Annotated in this window: 17 protein-coding genes; 7 read left to right on the top strand and 10 right to left on the bottom strand. The window is 58.0% G+C overall.

Annotated elements, in window-relative coordinates; translation table 11 throughout:
* Nucleotides 1-116: 116 nt before the first annotated feature.
* From WD429_RS07935 to mutM, 8 genes are all read right to left on the bottom strand, one after another.
* A complete protein-coding gene (locus WD429_RS07935; RefSeq protein ID WP_368421639.1) occupies nt 117-779 on the bottom strand; it encodes an FRG domain-containing protein in 663 nt (220 codons plus the stop codon).
* Nucleotides 780-893: 114 nt separating this feature from the next.
* Nucleotides 894-1310 (bottom strand): GNAT family N-acetyltransferase, encoded by a 417-nt coding sequence (locus WD429_RS07930; protein ID WP_368421638.1) that lies wholly within the window; start codon nt 1308-1310, stop codon nt 894-896.
* A gap of 719 nt (nt 1311-2029) precedes the next feature.
* Entirely contained in the window at nt 2030-3562 is a 1533-nt protein-coding gene (locus WD429_RS07925; protein ID WP_368421637.1) for a phosphoenolpyruvate carboxykinase, read from the bottom strand.
* Nucleotides 3563-3682: 120 nt separating this feature from the next.
* A complete protein-coding gene (hslO, locus tag WD429_RS07920) occupies nt 3683-4537 on the bottom strand; it encodes an Hsp33 family molecular chaperone HslO (RefSeq protein WP_368421636.1) in 855 nt (284 codons plus the stop codon).
* 46 nt (nt 4538-4583) lie between these two features.
* Nucleotides 4584-4991 (bottom strand): ribosome-associated heat shock protein Hsp15, encoded by a 408-nt coding sequence (hslR, locus tag WD429_RS07915; RefSeq protein ID WP_368421635.1) that lies wholly within the window; start codon nt 4989-4991, stop codon nt 4584-4586.
* A 41-nt stretch (nt 4992-5032) separates the two neighbouring features.
* The gene (yrfG, locus tag WD429_RS07910) at nt 5033-5722 is read right to left on the bottom strand and encodes a GMP/IMP nucleotidase (RefSeq protein ID WP_368421634.1); all 690 of its coding nucleotides are present in this window, start codon (nt 5720-5722) and stop codon (nt 5033-5035) included.
* A 76-nt stretch (nt 5723-5798) separates the two neighbouring features.
* The gene (locus tag WD429_RS07905; protein ID WP_368421633.1) at nt 5799-6131 is read right to left on the bottom strand and encodes a hypothetical protein; all 333 of its coding nucleotides are present in this window, start codon (nt 6129-6131) and stop codon (nt 5799-5801) included.
* Between the two features lie 168 nt (nt 6132-6299).
* Nucleotides 6300-7112 carry a bifunctional DNA-formamidopyrimidine glycosylase/DNA-(apurinic or apyrimidinic site) lyase gene (mutM, locus tag WD429_RS07900; RefSeq protein ID WP_368421632.1) on the bottom strand — a complete coding sequence of 271 codons (813 nt, stop codon included), beginning with the start codon at nt 7110-7112 and terminating at the stop codon, nt 6300-6302.
* Nucleotides 7113-7280: 168 nt separating this feature from the next.
* On the opposite strand from mutM, the gene WD429_RS07895 reads away from it, so the two are divergent.
* Nucleotides 7281-8459 carry a fatty acid desaturase gene (locus WD429_RS07895; RefSeq protein ID WP_368421631.1) on the top strand — a complete coding sequence of 393 codons (1179 nt, stop codon included), beginning with the start codon at nt 7281-7283 and terminating at the stop codon, nt 8457-8459.
* On the opposite strand, the gene rsmD is transcribed toward WD429_RS07895, so the two are convergent.
* The gene (gene rsmD / locus WD429_RS07890) at nt 8443-9165 is read right to left on the bottom strand and encodes a 16S rRNA (guanine(966)-N(2))-methyltransferase RsmD (RefSeq protein WP_368421630.1); all 723 of its coding nucleotides are present in this window, start codon (nt 9163-9165) and stop codon (nt 8443-8445) included. The two genes, WD429_RS07895 and rsmD, sit on opposite strands and share 17 nt — an antisense overlap.
* Before the next feature lie 97 nt (nt 9166-9262).
* On the opposite strand from rsmD, the gene ftsY reads away from it, so the two are divergent.
* The 6 genes from ftsY to WD429_RS07860 all read left to right on the top strand — a co-directional run bounded on the left by ftsY (nt 9263) and on the right by WD429_RS07860 (nt 15547).
* Nucleotides 9263-10468: a signal recognition particle-docking protein FtsY gene (ftsY, locus tag WD429_RS07885; RefSeq protein ID WP_368421629.1), complete on the top strand. Its 1206-nt coding sequence runs from the start codon at nt 9263-9265 to the stop codon at nt 10466-10468.
* A 14-nt stretch (nt 10469-10482) separates the two neighbouring features.
* Nucleotides 10483-11154: a cell division ATP-binding protein FtsE gene (ftsE, locus tag WD429_RS07880; RefSeq protein ID WP_368421628.1), complete on the top strand. Its 672-nt coding sequence runs from the start codon at nt 10483-10485 to the stop codon at nt 11152-11154.
* Complete coding sequence (gene ftsX, locus WD429_RS07875) at nt 11144-12130, top strand: permease-like cell division protein FtsX (protein WP_368421627.1); 987 nt, start codon at nt 11144-11146, stop codon at nt 12128-12130. The genes ftsE and ftsX overlap by 11 nt, the downstream gene beginning before the upstream one ends.
* 196 nt (nt 12131-12326) lie before the next feature.
* The gene (gene rpoH / locus WD429_RS07870) at nt 12327-13190 is read left to right on the top strand and encodes an RNA polymerase sigma factor RpoH (RefSeq protein WP_368421626.1); all 864 of its coding nucleotides are present in this window, start codon (nt 12327-12329) and stop codon (nt 13188-13190) included.
* A 202-nt stretch (nt 13191-13392) separates the two neighbouring features.
* On the top strand, nt 13393-14073 hold the full coding sequence (locus tag WD429_RS07865) for a winged helix-turn-helix domain-containing protein (RefSeq protein WP_368421625.1): 681 nt from the start codon (nt 13393-13395) through the stop codon (nt 14071-14073).
* A complete protein-coding gene (locus tag WD429_RS07860; protein WP_368421624.1) occupies nt 14060-15547 on the top strand; it encodes a sensor histidine kinase in 1488 nt (495 codons plus the stop codon). Before WD429_RS07865 ends, WD429_RS07860 begins: the two co-directional genes overlap by 14 nt.
* 13 nt (nt 15548-15560) lie before the next feature.
* Here WD429_RS07860 and WD429_RS07855 read toward each other — a convergent pair whose 3' ends face one another.
* Nucleotides 15561-15794, bottom strand: coding sequence for a hypothetical protein (locus WD429_RS07855; RefSeq protein ID WP_368421623.1), 234 nt, complete (start codon nt 15792-15794; stop codon nt 15561-15563).
* Between the last annotated feature and the right edge of the window lie 96 nt (nt 15795-15890).

Here is a 15890-nt window from a genome sequence, read left to right as displayed (position 1 = left end):
TGATCCTACCAAACCGAAGGGCGATTTCGGGGTTTTTCTACAGCCTCAACGCCAGTGGTAATGGGCGCCAACGGAGCGCAGCGTAGTTGGCGTCCCGTTGACCACATTGTTAAGCATCAGAACAAATCCTCTAGCTCTAGATCGCTAACAATGGTGTCTTTCAGATCGTCACAGATTCCATCTAGTCCTGGGAATATACTGGAGTAGGAAATCCCGAGAACGCTGAGCTCTTTCCGAATACTGACCTTGCTCTTAAAAGGAATTGTTATTTCTTTTTGTCCCTCACCTCGCAATGGAGAATTCGGCTTCGCTGAACATACGAAACAGCCAGACTGGCCAGAGATTCGATTGGTGATGTGAGGGGGGTGATATGCAAACGCATCTTTTATTGCAAACAAGCCATCATCTGGAACACTCACCTCCGAGCGCTTGTATTTTGCAACTATAACCTCGCCATCACTACTCACCGTGGGATCCGAGGCAAAGAAGAGTGCGATCAGCGGGTTTAGGGTGTAGTCAAGCAGGCGGGTTGGACACCCGTGGTGCTGCATCAAGCAAAGCCAATCAATATCCGTGTTCGGTGTAACCTGTAAAAAAGCGATGCTTCGATTTTTGAACTCCTGCAATATCGCTTTTTCTTTATCGAGAACCGTTGACCAATCTTTGCTGAAATTACGCCCGATAGAAGGAATTGCTCTCCAAGAATTGTCAGCATGACCTCTAAAAATGGTTGTGGGTCCGCGCTCGATTTTTTTTAGGAATTCGGGAACCAACTTCATCCGTCAAATATTCCTTTTGTTTAACGCCAGCGCACAACGGTGCCCTTGTAATGGAGGCGCAGCCGCAATGTAAAGGGCGTCCGGCGGCCATCGGCCGCGTATTGATGCGCCTTGTTAATTGCCAATGGTTACCCCCGCATCCAGAACCCAACAGCGGTCATTTTGCTTGTAACCAATCTGACCATAGTACGAATTGGCTGCCGGTGCTGCGATGAGTATCAGTTTGCAGAGCGGCCCCAGTTGCTCCTGGGTCAATGCCTGTAACCGTTTACCTATTCCTGATCTCTGATAGCTCTTGTGAACAGCCAAATCTGACAGATAGCAGGCATAGTGAAAATCCGTGACACTGCGGGCAATACCGACGAGCAAAGCGTCATCCCAAGCGGTTACGGTGAGATTGGAATTGGATACCATCCCTTCCATACAATCTCGGTCGTGAATGGGCCGACGCTCCCCGAGGGTAGAACTCTCCAGCAAACCAATGAACTGGTCAGTGGTAATGGGGTGATTCACCTTGAAGCTGATAGCCATACCTCTCCTTGGCAATTAACGCCGCGCACAACGGCGCCCTTGAAATGGAGGCGCAGCCGCAATGAAAAGGGCGTCCGGCGGCCCTCGGCCGCGTATTGATGCGCTTTGTTATATGAGTCACCTGGCTTCTAGGGTACTCGGCATTTTCCAGATAAAGAACACCCCAACGACTAGAGTTGCGATACCCGCAATGGCGTACTCACCCTCGTAAAATAGGCGACCGATTGGCAATGAGGAAAGCACGGCAACGGCGCTCAACCACTTTTTCGACGTCAAAGTTTTCCCGCAGGACGAACACTCATAGTAATTAAAGACAAATGCCCCAAGAGCAAGCTTAGAATGACAGTTGGGACACTTCATCTGGATTCTTCTCGCATATAACATTTGTATATGAGTCACGGTGATCATTTTTCCACCGCTTCATATCTCAATTCAACGATCTCCCAAAACTAGGCAGAAAACCCCGTCAGGTCAACAAGTTCTGTTTGATTTCCTGATCGCCGCCCAAAACAAAAACGATTACAAAGATGACTATCCACTTTTTTTGCCGACCGTCCAGATCCCTGATCTAAAAAGGAAATTTACAGGTTTCAAAAAATCAGCCAGTTCATGGTCGAAATGATCATTTTTCCTGGCTTTGCGGCTGTGGAAGCTTTTCCTGAAGGCACAAAAAAAGCGCCGTACTCAAGGAGCAGGGCGCTTTTTCAGTGAAGGCGGGCTTACAACTTAGGCCCGGCCTCCACAATCGCGTCGGAAACGTCAAACTTCTTGAAGTTTTCAACGAACTGGCCGATCAGTTCGGCGGCCTTGGCGTCGTAGTCTTCCTTGCTGGCCCAGGTGTTGCGCGGGTTCAGCAGGTTGTTGTCTACGCCCGGTACGTTCACCGGCACTTGCAGGTTCAGGGTCGGCAGGTGCTCGGTTTCGGTGTCGTCCAGGTCGCCGTTCTGGATGGCGCTGATGATGCCGCGGGTGGTGGGAATGCTGAAGCGTTCGCCCACGCCGTAGGAGCCGCCGGTCCAGCCGGTGTTCACCAGGAACACTTTGCTGCCGAATTCGTCCATGCGCTTCATCAGCAGCTCGGCGTATACGCCGGCCGGGCGCGGGAAGAACGGGGCACCGAAGCAGGTGGAGAAGGTGGACTTCAGCTTGGAAGACGAGCCCATTTCGGTGGAGCCCACCAGCGCGGTGTAGCCGCTCAGGAAGTGGTAAGCCGCGGCTTCTTTGCTGAGGATGGACACGGGCGGCAGTACGCCGGTCATGTCACAGGTCAGGAATACAATGTGCGATGGCTCGCCGGCGCGGTTCTCGAGTACGCGCTTCTCAACGTGCTCCAGCGGGTAGGCGCAACGTGAGTTTTCGGTAAGCGATACGTCGGTGTAGTCCGGCTCGCGGGTGTTTTCGTCGATCACCACGTTTTCGACGATGGCACCGAAGCGGATGGCGTCCCAGATGATCGGCTCGTTCTTCTGGCTCAGGTCGATGCACTTGGCGTAGCAGCCACCTTCGATGTTGAAGACGGTGCCGGGGCCCCAGCCGTGCTCGTCGTCGCCGATCAGGAAGCGATCAGGGTCGGCGGAAAGGGTGGTCTTGCCGGTGCCGGACAGGCCGAAGAACAGGCAGGTTTCGCCGTCTTCACCGACGTTGGCGGAGCAGTGCATGGGCAGCACGTCTTTCTCGGGCAGCAGGAAGTTCTGTACCGAGAACATCGCCTTCTTCATTTCACCGGCGTAGTGCATGCCGGCCAGCAGCACTTTGCGCTTGGAGAAGTTGATGATTACGCAGCCGTCGCTGTTGGTGCCATCACGCTCGGGCACACACTGGAAGTTGGCGGCGTTGAGGATCTGCCATTCCTGCTTGTCGGCCTGGTTGTAGTTATCCGGGCGGATAAACAGGTTGCGGCCAAACAGGTTCTGCCAGGCGGTTTCGGTGGTCATTTTCACCGGCAGGTAGTGTTCCGGGTCAGAGCCGACGTGCACGTTGGACACGAAGCGGTCTTTCTCGGTGATGTAGGCTTCAACGCGATCCCAGAGAGCGTCGAACTTGTCGGCGTTGAACGGACGGTTGATCGGCCCCCACTGAATGTCATCAGCGGTGCTTGGCTCTTCAACGATGAAGCGGTCCATGGGTGAACGGCCGGTGCGCTCACCGGTGCGAACCACCAGTGAACCGTTGGAGGCCAGTTGGCCTTCGCGTCTTTCCAGTGCCAGCTCGACCAGTCGTGCTGAACTCAGATCATTATAAGTGTTGCTCACTTCGACCTCGCCCTCGGGATGTCTTCAATTCAGGCGCGCTATTATGCCAGAGACGCCGGTAAAAAACGACAGCCCGGGAAGCCGCGTCAAATCTGGCTTCCGGGCTGATTCACAGTGGCCTCAGTGTAGCGTATGGCCGGTGAAAAGGTGATCAATATCGTTCCTATCGAACCGATAGTGTGCGTGGCAGAACTGGCAGTCCATCTCGATGGACCCCTGCTCCTCCAGAATGCTGTAGCACTCTTCGTTGCCAATGCTCTCCAGGGCATCCAGGGTGCGCTCCCTGGAGCAGCTGCAACGGAAGTTGACCGGCTCGGCGTTGAACAGCCGTACGGTTTCTTCGTGGAACAGGCGGTGGAGCAGGGTTTCGCTGTCCAGTTCCAGCAGTTCTTCTGGCTCAACCGTGCGGGCCAGATGGTTGATGCGGTCCCACAGGTCTTCGTCTTTGTCGGTGGTGCCGGGCAGGCGTTGCAGCAGCAGGCCGGCGCAGGTGGTTTCGTTGGCGAAGATGATCAGGCTGGTGGCCAGCTGTTCGGAGCGTTCGAAATAGTCTTCCAGGCAGCCCGCGAGTGTGTCCGCTTCCCGTGGCACCACGCCCTGGTAGCGCTGGCCCTTGTCGGGGGTGATGGTAATGGCCATACGGCCTTCGCCAAGCAGTTGGTGGAAGGTGTCTTCCATTACCGCGTGTTCGTCAAAGCGGGCGAGACCGCGAATTTCCCGGGCGTGGCTGCACTCGGCCATCAGGGTGCTCAGTGGGCCTTCGCCCTGGGCCTGCAGGGACAGCGTGCCTTCAAATTTCAGGGTGCTGCTCATCAGCACGCTGGCCACCAGCGATTCGCCGAGGAGCTGGCGCACGGTGTCAGGGTATGGTGCCTGGCTGACAATCTCCTGATAGCTGTCGCCCAGTTGTACCCAGGCTCCGCGCACCTGGCTGTGCTCGAAGATAAATCGCTGGAACTGGTCCCGGGATGCCATGGTGGTGTCTCCTGAAAATTGAATGTGATAAACGGGCAGTGAAAAATCAGATGTTGTTCTGTTCCCGGAATTTCTGGATGTCCCGGCGATCTTTCTTGGAGGGTCGCCGGGCTGGCGGAAGCTGCGCCGCCTGCATGGTTTTGCGCTGCCAGGCCAGATCCTCGCGCCGCTTCACGCTGTCATCGGTTTCGTGGTAGAGCGTCTGGGCTTCGGGGGCTCCCCGGCGGCGGTCGCTGACGTCATCCACAATGATGATGCGTTCCTGCCAGCCCAGCCTCAGGGTGAGTTTGGCACCGGTTTCCACCAATCGCCCGGGCTTGCAGCGCTGGCTGTTGTAGTGAACCTTGCCGCCTTCGACCGCTTCTTTGGCCAGCGAACGGGTTTTGTAAAAACGCGCTGCCCAGAGCCACTTGTCGAGCCGGACACGGTGATCGTCGGTGTTTGTCGCCGTCATGTCTCCTCACCTGATGAGCGTATGGCCTTATTATAGCCGGCTCATTCGCCCGATGGCAGGGGCTGTCGCTGACGCAGTGATGGCAGCACCTCGCTGAAATGGTGAATGGAAGGTATCTCCGGATGCTTTTCATGCGCCTGCTGCTGGCTGTCTGGTGCGAGTATGGCCAGGCACTGGCCAATGCCGGCGGTGCGGGCGCTTTCGAGTACCGGGAAGCTGTCATCCACCATCAGTGTGCTTTGGGGCTGGTAGGGCTCCCGCCGGGCGAGGTCACGCCAGAATTCGGGGTCTTCCTTGGGCTTGCCCAGATCATGGCTGGAGATGATGCCGTCCACCCGTTGTTCCAGTTGGGTGTGGCGCAGCTTCAGGGCGAGCGGGTCGGGGTGGCAATTGGTGACGATGACCGAACGCAGGCCGGCGTCGCGAACGGCGTCAAGAAACTCGGTCACAAACGGACGGTAGCCGATGCGATCCCCCACTTCGGCTTTCAGGCCGGTGATGTCCAGCTTCAGGCGGTCGCTCCAGTAATCGGTGCAGTACCATTGCAGCGAGCCGCGCTCGGCCATGATCATGGGGATGACGGTGTTGCGCGCTTCTTCGGGGCTGAGGTTATAGTGCTCGGCGTAGCGCGCGGGCAGGTGTTCCAGCCAGAAGTGGTTGTCGAAATGCAGGTCCAGCAGGGTTCCGTCCATGTCGAGGAACACTGTGTTGAGAGCTGACCAGTTCACCATAAACAAAACAGCCTGAAGTGGGGGTCACTTCAGGCTGCCGAATCCGCCGGGTTTTGGCAAGCGGGGATGTTACGGATCAGTAGTCGTCCTGCTCTACCGTTTCGGTCTTGCGACCGCTGCGGCTACAGCCGAGACAACGTACAAAGGTTGCTTTGGCCGGGCCGACCACCAGTACTTCGCCCGCTTCGCCAGCATTTCCGCCAAGGGCAGAGAAAGGCAGCGACACCAGGTACACGGCACTGCCAATGATGGTGGTGGCAAACAGGGCGGGGCGCAATAACAGTGCATCACCGGTCATGGCGAGGGCCGACGGCTTTTCGTCAATGGCCTGAGCGTGGCCAAGGGAAGCAAAACTTAGCAGGCACACTGCCAGGATGGTCATCACTGCACGGGAAATCTTGCCGGTCATTTCTTGTGTCTCCTGAGTCTTGCCTGTCAGTCCTGTTGATCGGTTTGTTATGTACCGGGCTGAAGGCCACTGCATCTGACTGGTAATTGTAGCCTACACACATGGATATTTTGTTAACTATGAATCATATTTGCTCATTTTCAAACGATTTTTCTGTTTCGAAGTGCATCAACGCTGGCACCGGCCACAGTAAACCGTAGAGCGCTGGTTCATCCGGATTTCCTTCAGCGGTGCTCCGCACTCTTCGCAGGGCAGGCCGTTGCGACCGTAAACCAGCAGTGACTGGGCGAAATACCCGGGCTTGCCATCGCTGTTCACGAAATCCCGCAGGGTGGTGCCGCCCATCAGGATGGCCGCACTCAGGGTTTCGCGTATGGCATCCACCAGTCGGTTGTAGCGGTCCAGGCTGATGCGCCCGGCTTTGCGTTTGGGGTGTATGCCGGCCTTGAACAGGGCTTCGTTCGCGTAGATGTTGCCTACGCCAACCACCACGTGATTGTCCATGATGAAGGATTTCACGGGCGTCTGTTTGCCTCGGGATAGCCGAAACAGCAAGCGTCCGGTGAATTCCGGGGCCAGCGGTTCTGGCCCGAGGCTGGCGAGCAGCGGGTGCTGTTCCGGGTGGGTCGCCCACAGCCAGCAACCAAATCGCCGGGGGTCGTTGAACCTCAGCCGGACACCGGTGTCCAGTTCCAGTTCGACATGATCATGGGTCAGTGGCGGTGCGTCATCGGTGATCACTCGCAGGCTGCCGGACATGCCCAGATGGACGATGGCGGTGCCCTGGTCCACCTTTAACAGCAGGTATTTGGCCCGCCGTTCCACATGACGAATGGTGGCTCCGGTCAGTTGGCGGTCCAGCTCTTGCGGGATCGGCCAGCGCAGGCTGCGGTTGCGAATGGTGACCCGGTTGATGGTGTGCCCCTCGCAGTGCGGCGCGATCCCGCGGCGGGTGGTTTCGACTTCGGGCAATTCAGGCAAGGGCTTTTCTCCGGTTGGCGGGGGCGGTCTGAACCCGGATAAGTGTAATCATTAACAATAATTCGGCCAAATGCGGTTGTTGGGGCTTACATCTGTACGCTAAAGTGCTGGATAGGGTTCGCCGTCATTCGTGGCGGGCGAGCTACGATATTTGATTGAGGATTTTGTATGTGGTTTAACGGTCTTCTCGACCTTTCGGTGATGCAGTTGATTGTGGTTGTCCTGGGTATGACTCACGTCACCATTGTCAGCGTCACCCTTTACCTGCACCGCCATTCAGCGCATAACTCGCTGGATCTGCACCCGGTGCTGAAGCACTTTTTCCGTTTCTGGCTGTGGTTTACCACCGCTCAGAACACCAAGGAGTGGACGGCGATCCATCGCAAGCACCACGCCAAGTGTGAAACCGAGGAAGACCCCCACAGCCCGGTGATTCTGGGTGTTCGCAAGGTCGTGTTTCAGGGCGCGGAGCTGTATGCCGAATCCGCCACCCCGGAAACGCTGGAGCGTTACGGGCAGCGCACGCCGGAAGACTGGATCGAGCGCAACGTATACAGCCGCTACAAGATGCTGGGCATCGCGTTGCTGGCGGTGACCAATCTATTGCTGTTTGGCGTTCACGGTATCTGGATCTGGGCGGTCCAGATGATGTGGATTCCGGTCTGGGCGGCAGGCGTGGTTAACGGTATCGGCCACTGGTTCGGTTACCGCAATTATGAGTGTGCCGACAACGCCCACAACATTTCACCGCTGGGCATTCTGATTGGCGGCGAAGAGCTGCATAACAATCACCACACCTACCCGAATTCCTCCAAGCTGTCTCGCCGCTGGTTCGAAGTGGACGTTGGCTGGGGCTACATTCGCCTGTTCCAGCTGTTTGGTCTCGCCAAGCCTAAAGGCTTCAAGCCGATTGCGCATCATGTACCGGGCAAGCAGGAAGTGGACGTGGAAACGGTTCAGGCCATTGCCAACAACCGTTTTGATATCATGCGCCAGTACCGCAAGCGAGTGATGGAACCGGTATTGCGTCAGCAAAAGGCATTGATGGACGATGGAATTCGCCCCCGGTATCGCAAGCTGAAGCAGTTGCTGTCTCGTGAAGTGACGCTGATCAAGCCCAAGGAACAGGAACACCTGGAGACCGTGCTTGAGAAAAATGCGGTGTTGCGCCAGATCTACGAGATGAACCAGGAGCTGCAGGCGCTGTGGCGCAAGCGTGGGGTGAAGCCGCAGGAAAAGATGCAGGCACTGATGGACTGGTGCAAGCAGGCGGAAGCCAGCGGCATCCGTTACCTGGAAGACTTCGCGGCGCACCTGCGGGCTTATTCGCTCAGGCCTCGGGCGTAATCTTTTCTGAGAAAACCTCTGGCTCCTCAACCCTGAACAGACAATAGGTAACCTGCCCGGCGGACTTCTGCCGGTGCAGGGACCAGTTGGCCGGGGTGTGGGGTGTCGCGATTTCACTTTCGTGTTCCACGTAGATCCAGCCGCCGGGTGTGACCCAGCCGTTGGTGTTGATCAGTGGGAACAGTGTTTCCAGCCAGCCTTGCCGGAAGGGTGGGTCCATAAACAGGATGTCGAAGGGCTCAGCCGCTGGTTGTGCCAGGTAGGCGTCGACGCTCTGGCAGATCACTTCGCCCTTATCCGATTTCAATAACCTGAGGTTGCTGCGCAGAGCCTGGGCCAGGGTGGGCGTGTGGTCGACGAAAGCCGTTGCGCCGGCCCCTCGGGACAGAGCTTCCAGGCCCAGGGCCCCGGAGCCGGCGAAAAGGTCGAGGCAGCGGCGACCGGCCAGTTGGTAGTTCAGCCAGTTGAACAGGGTTTCCCGCGTGCGGGCGGGGGTGGGGCGCACGCCGCCGGCGTCGGGGAAGTTGAGTTTGCGGCTGCGCCAGTCACCGCCGATGATGCGCAGTTCGCCGCCAGGGCTTTTGGCTGCAGTGTGGCGGCGGGTTGGCGCGCTTTTGTGATGTCTGGTTTTCTGGCCCATGGGGTTTGCTGCCTGGCGCTGGTTCCGGAATGGCCACATGGTAACGGAATTTGATGCCGTCGCCATCCGCTATACCGGCGATGGGTGCGCCCAATTCCGACTGACAGTCTGGTAGACTACTGACCTTATTTTGTCCCGCCAATGTTCAACCGATGGTATGAGTATGACCGCAGAGTGGATTGCAATTGGCCTGTTGGCCCTTCTAGTGTTCGTTTTTGTGCTGGATCTGGCTGGCAACCGCAGGCGTGTTCCCCGCCCGAAGCCGGTGCCGCAGAAAAAGCCCGAACCGCAACCGGGTGCAGAACCCTTAGAGAAGCAGGCAGCACCCGCGCCAACGGCCGAAGCACCTGCGAAGCCTGAACCTCAACCAGAGCCCCGGCCAGAACCCGAACCCGAGCCGGAGCCTCAGCCCGAATCTCAGCCCGAGCCTGTCGCAGAAGCGCCGCAAGTCAGCGTTTTTGAACGCATTCGTCAGGGCCTTGGCAAAACCCGGGCAAGCCTCACGGGTGGAATGTCCGACCTGTTTGCCGTCGGCAAGAAAATTGATGAGGAACTGCTGGAGGAAATTGAGACCACCTTGCTGATGGCCGATGTCGGCGTGACCGCTACGTCCGAAATCATCGATTCCCTGACGGACAAACTGAAGCGGAATCAGCTCAAGGATGGCGACGCCCTGCGCAAGGCGCTGCGGAACGAGCTGCAGGGCTTGCTGAAAGATGTCACCAGGCCGCTGGAGCTGGATGCGACAAAGCAGCCCTACGTGATTCTGATGGTCGGCGTAAACGGCGTGGGTAAAACCACGACCATTGGCAAGCTCACCAGGAAATTCCAGACCGAGGGCAAGTCGGTGATGTTGGCGGCCGGCGACACCTTCCGCGCTGCGGCGGTGGAACAGTTGCAGGTTTGGGGTGAGCGCAACGATGTGCCCGTGGTGGCGCAGCAGAGCGGCGCAGACAGCGCCTCGGTGATTTTTGATGCCATTCAGTCGGCTCAGTCCCGCGAGGTTGATGTGGTGATTGCCGATACCGCTGGCCGGCTGCAGAACAAAGACAACCTGATGAGCGAACTGGAGAAGGTCGTTCGGGTGATGAAGAAGCTCGACGACACCGCGCCCCACGAAGTCATGCTGGTGCTGGACGCCGGCACCGGTCAGAACGCGCTGAGCCAGGCCCAGGTGTTTCAGCAGGCCGTCGGCGTCAGCGGGATCACGCTGACCAAGCTGGACGGCACCGCCAAGGGTGGTATTGTGTTTGCTATCGCGCGCCAGCTGCAGCTGCCCATTCGCTTTATCGGCGTGGGCGAGCAGGTGGATGACCTGCGCAGCTTTGATGCAGAAACGTTTGTGGATGCCCTGTTTGACGACCAGTAACGCAGTAACGGCCGATGATTGAATTCCGTCAGGTCACCAAACGCTATGACAGCGACCATACCGCCCTGCGGCAGGTGAATTTCAGCCTCGCCCGGGGTGAATTGGCGTTTTTGACCGGTCATTCGGGGGCGGGCAAGAGTACGCTACTGAAACTGATCATGGTGATGGAGCGTCCCAGTGCCGGCGAAGTGGTGGTCGGCGGGCAGGTGCTCAATACGTTGCCCCGGCGCCAGATTCCCTATATCCGCCGCCACATTGGCGTGGTGTTCCAGAATCACCAGCTGCTCTTTGATCGTACGGTGTTCGATAACGTCGCCATGCCGCTGGAAGTGATGGGCGTACCGGCGCGGGACATTGGCCGCCGCGTTCGCGCCGCGCTGGACAAGGTCGGCCTGCTGAGCAAGGAAAAAATGAACCCGCTCCAGCTCTCTGGCGGTGAACAGCAACGGGTCGGCATTGCCCGGGCGGTGGTTAACAAACCACCGGTACTGCTGGCGGATGAGCCAACCGGTAACCTTGACCCGGAACTGTCCGCAGACATCATGAATCTGTTCGGCCAGTTCAGTCAGGTCGGGGTGACGGTGCTGATTGCCAGTCACGACATCGCGCTGATCAATGATATGCAGCGCCGCACGCTGACGCTGGATCACGGCGAGCTGGTTGCCGGAGGTGGCCGTGGCGTCTGATCCTCGCAAAGGGGCCAAGCAGTCCCGCTCGCCGCTGCAGCAGCAGGCCGAGAGCTATCTGGTTCACCATCGCAAGGTCGCCCGTGACAGTGCTGATCGGCTCTGGCGTACGCCAGTGGCCAGCATGATGACCTGGGCCGTGATGGGGGTAGCGCTGGCGTTGCCGGTGGCATTGCTGCTGTTGCTGACCAGCCTGCAGGGCGTCAGTGCGGGGTGGGAGAGCAGTGCCCGTATCACGGCGTACCTGAAGGAGGGTGCCACCCTGGCCGACGCCAAAGCGCTGCAGCCCGAAGTCGAGGCCGACAGCCGAGTGCTGGAAGTACAGCTGATCGACAAGGAACAGGCGTTGGCGGAATTCCGGTCGTCGTCCGGGCTGGACGACGCGTTGGACTACCTGGAAGGTAATCCGCTGCCCCATACGTTGCTGGTCACGCCGGACGAAGCGTCCCGCACGGCCGGGGGCGTCGAGACACTGGTCACCCGTCTTGAGGGGATGGATGGCGTGGAGCGCGTACAGGTGGATTTGGGTTGGCTTCAGCGCCTGAACGCGATGACCGACCTGTTGGCCAACGCGGTGTGGGCGCTGGCAGCGTTGCTGGCGGCCGCCGTGGTGCTGGTGATTGGTAACACCGTGCGCCTGGCGATTGAAAGCAGGCGCGATGAAATTTTGGTGGCTAAACTGGTGGGTGGTACCGACGGGTTTGTTCGCCGCCCCTTTTTGTACACGGGGGCCTGGTTTGGCCTGGGCGGCGGCGTGGTAGCCTGGGTGCTGCTGCAGTTATCGCTCTGGTGGCTCAGTGGGCCAGTAGAGCGTTTGGCAGGGTTATACCGCAGTGATTTTTCCCTCAACGGCTTGACGTTTGAAGGTGCAGTGGCGTTGCTAATCGTTGCGATGCTGTTAGGCTGGCTCGGCGCCTGGGTCGCGGTGAAGCGCCACCTGGACGATATCGAGCCGGGCGAGGTCGCCGGCGGCTGATCTGTCGTTTCGGGAACACCGTATTGAAGGATTCGTCCGCTCCAGCGTAATGTAATTCGAAAGGGCGGTATTAAAAAATTTCCAGATTGTTGTTTTATAAACGGTTTACTGGAATGCATCGGGAACTTATCGAGGGCTTGGCGGTCAGGCGATCAGTTGATATATTTATCGGCCGCCACGTTCGGAGGAAACAAGCATGGGTACGAGTTTACAGCTGATTGACAGACTGGTTCCAGGTGCCAACCTCGAGTCATACATTCAGGCGGCGGGCCGGATTCCGGTACTGACTGTCGATGAAGAACGTGATCTTTCTGAGCGCCTCCATTATGAAGGTGACGTGGATGCAGCCCGCCAGTTGGTGCTCTCCCATTTGCGCTTTGTGATCCACATTGCCCGCAGTTATTCCGGTTACGGGCTGGCCCAGGCTGACCTGATTCAGGAAGGTAACGTGGGGCTGATGAAAGCCGTCAAACGGTTCAACCCGGAATACGGCGTTCGTCTGGTGTCCTTTGCGGTGCACTGGATCAAGGCGGAGATTCACGAGTTTATCCTGCGCAACTGGCGCATCGTGAAAGTGGCGACCACCAAGGCCCAGCGTAAGCTGTTCTTCAACTTGCGCAGCCGGAAGAAGCGCCTGGCCTGGCTCAGCCACGAGGAACTGAACGCGGTGGCGAAAGATCTCGGTGTTGAGCCGAAGGTCGTCCGGGAAATGGAAGGGCGGCTGTCATCCCACGACACCGCGTTTGATGGCCCGCAGGACGATGACGACGACAACGCCTACCAGGCACCCGCGTATTACCTGGAAGACCGTCGCAGCGACCCCGCGACGCAGCTGGAAAATTCCGACTGGACCGAAGATTCCAATGGCCGCCTGATGCAGGCACTGGGGAATCTGGACGAACGCAGCCAGGACATTCTGCGTGAGCGCTGGTTGTCGGACCGAAAATCCACGCTGCACGAACTGGCCGATAAGTACGGTGTGTCCGCCGAGCGTATTCGTCAGCTTGAAAAGAACGCCATGAAAAAGATCAAGGCAGGCATGGCCGAAGTGGCCGCCTGAAGTCGCTGACCGATCTTGCAGTCTTCAAACGCCACCGCGCTTTTCCAGCCTGGTGGCGTTTCTGTCTGGGTCATCCAATAACCGGCACCGTCGCCATTGGCGACACCCTCTTACAAGATCGTAACTGGCCGCTTCATTAACTTCTTCGTACCCTGTTTATTATGTAATCGTTCAAAACATTCCGCTATCGGGAGGGGAACCGGTGAAAGCACTGGTAATTGAAGACGATCAGGATGTAGCAAACTACCTTGTCAAAGGGCTGAAGGAGTCGGACTTTGTGGTCGACCACGCCGCCGACGGGAAGGACGGCATGATGATGGCGGCAAGCGAGGACTACGACATCATGATCGTTGATCGCATGCTCCCGGGCATGGACGGTCTGTCCATCATCAAAACGGTGAGGGCCACGGGGAACCAGGTGCCGGTGCTCATTCTGAGCGCCCTGGGCGATGTCGATGACCGGGTCGAAGGTTTGCGAGGCGGCGGGGACGATTACCTCACCAAGCCGTTCTCCTTTACCGAGTTGCTCGCCCGCATCGAATCACTGGTGCGCAGAAACCGCCAGTCTGCGGAAACGGAGACTGTACTGCGTGTTGCGGATCTGGAAATGGATCTGCTGGCGCGGACGGTCAAACGCTCCGGGCACAATATCGATGTGCAGCCACGTGAGTTCCGCTTGCTGGAATACCTCATGCGCAATGCCGGCCAGGTGGTCACCCGCACCATGCTGCTGGAAAAAGTATGGGATTATCACTTTGACCCCCAGACCAACGTGATTGATGTGCACATCAGCCGGCTGAGGGCCAAGATCGACAAGGAATTCGAAACGCCGCTGTTGCAGACGATTCGGGGTGCTGGGTACATGCTGCGTGAAACTGCTTAGCCAGCTCCGGACCTCGTCTTTTCAACTTGCGCTGCTTTACATGGTGGTTTTTGCCACCTCGGTCTTCCTGCTGTTGGCGTTCATTTACTGGCGCACCGCCGGGTTCATGACCGCGCAGACGGACCAGACCATCGAGGCCGAGATTGCCGGCCTCGCGGAACAATACCGCGGTCGCGGAATTAATGGCCTGATTACCATTATCCGCGAGCGTGTCGCCCGTGATCCCAACGCGAAATCGATTTACCTGCTCACCACCGATGACTTTCTCAAGCTTGCTGGCAACGTCGAAACCTGGCCGGAGGGCGCGCGCTCGGAAAGCGGCTGGATTAACTTCACACTGAATGAGTCGGTAGGCTGGCAAGGCCCCGAACGGTTGGCCCGCGCCCGTATTTTTGAGGTGCAGGGCGGTTTGCGGTTGCTGGTGGGCCGCGATGTTGATGAGCTGACCAATCTCAAGCGGGTGATCGAAGCCGCGATCAACTGGGGCATGGGCATCACGTTGGGGCTGGCGTTACTTGGCGGCTTTCTGATGAGCCGAAGTACCACCAAGCGTATCGAAGTGATCAATAACACGTCCCGACGGATCATGAACGGGCATTTGTCGTTGCGGATTCCCACCCGGGGAACCGAGGACGATTTCGATCAGTTGGCGGAAAACCTCAATCAGATGCTGGACCGCATTGTGTACCTGATGGAGGGCATTCGCCATGTCTCCGACAGCATCGCCCATGACCTGCGAACGCCGCTGACCCGCCTGAGAAATCAGCTTGAAAACACGCTGATGTCGGTCGACAACGACGAAGCTCGCGAACAGGCCGGCCGTGCCGTGGCCGAGGCGGACCAGTTACTGGCCACCTTCAATGCCTTGTTGCGCATTGCACGGCTTGAAACCCGCGGCAATGCGGCGGATATGAAGCCGGTTTCCGTGGATGAGGTGGTCAGTGACGCCTGCGAACTCTACGAAGCGTTGGCAGAGGACAAAGAGCAGGTGTTTGAGCAGTCGCTGGAAAGCGACGTGATGATTGAAGGCGACCGTGACCTGCTGTTCCAGATGGTCAGCAACCTGATCGACAATGCGATCAAATACACCCCGGAGAAAGGTGGCATCCGTGTGGTGGTGCGCCGAGAAGGCGACGACTCGCTGTTTCAGGTCAGTGACAGCGGTATTGGTATCCCGGATGAGGAAAAAGACCAGGTCTTCCAGCGATTTTACCGCGTCGGTAAAAGTCGTTCGCTGCCGGGCAATGGCCTGGGGCTCAGCCTGGTGAGTGCGGTGGCGGAAATCCATCATGGCGGGATAGAGCTGACCGATCACCACCCGGGGGAAGAGAACCCGGGGCTGACGGTCACTATCCGCATGCCGGCGTATACGGACGTCAAAAAGCGGGTTCGTGCTGCCCAGTTGGAAAGCCCTGGTGGGGCGGGAGGCAGTGGGGAGCCCAAGAACTCCCCGTCAGAGCCTTCCCAGGTCTGATCAGATCGTGTGATCAGCGCCCGGTGAGGCCGCGAACGCGGTTGATGAGGCCATCAACCTGGGAACGACGGCGGTCGAACTTCGCCTGAATGCTGTCCCACTCGCCTTCCAGCTGCTTTTGCTCGAGCATGATGAAAGCGGCCAGGTTGTGGCGGTTGATCCTGCCGGTAATGCCATACTGATCAAGGCGGCGGCCCAGCTCGTCCAGGCTGTTCAGAGCGGTGTTCATCAGTTTCTGGGTATTCATCGTGGTGCCCCGTAAGTGTCATCAGGATAGTGATTGGGTTCTGACCCTGAACGCTATGCCAAATCTCTAGAGTGAACAACCTAATCTGACCCGCCA

Source organism: Marinobacter sp., assembly GCF_040904845.1.
Lineage (GTDB): Bacteria > Pseudomonadota > Gammaproteobacteria > Pseudomonadales > Oleiphilaceae > Marinobacter.
This window is presented reverse-complemented; position numbering and strand designations above follow the sequence as displayed.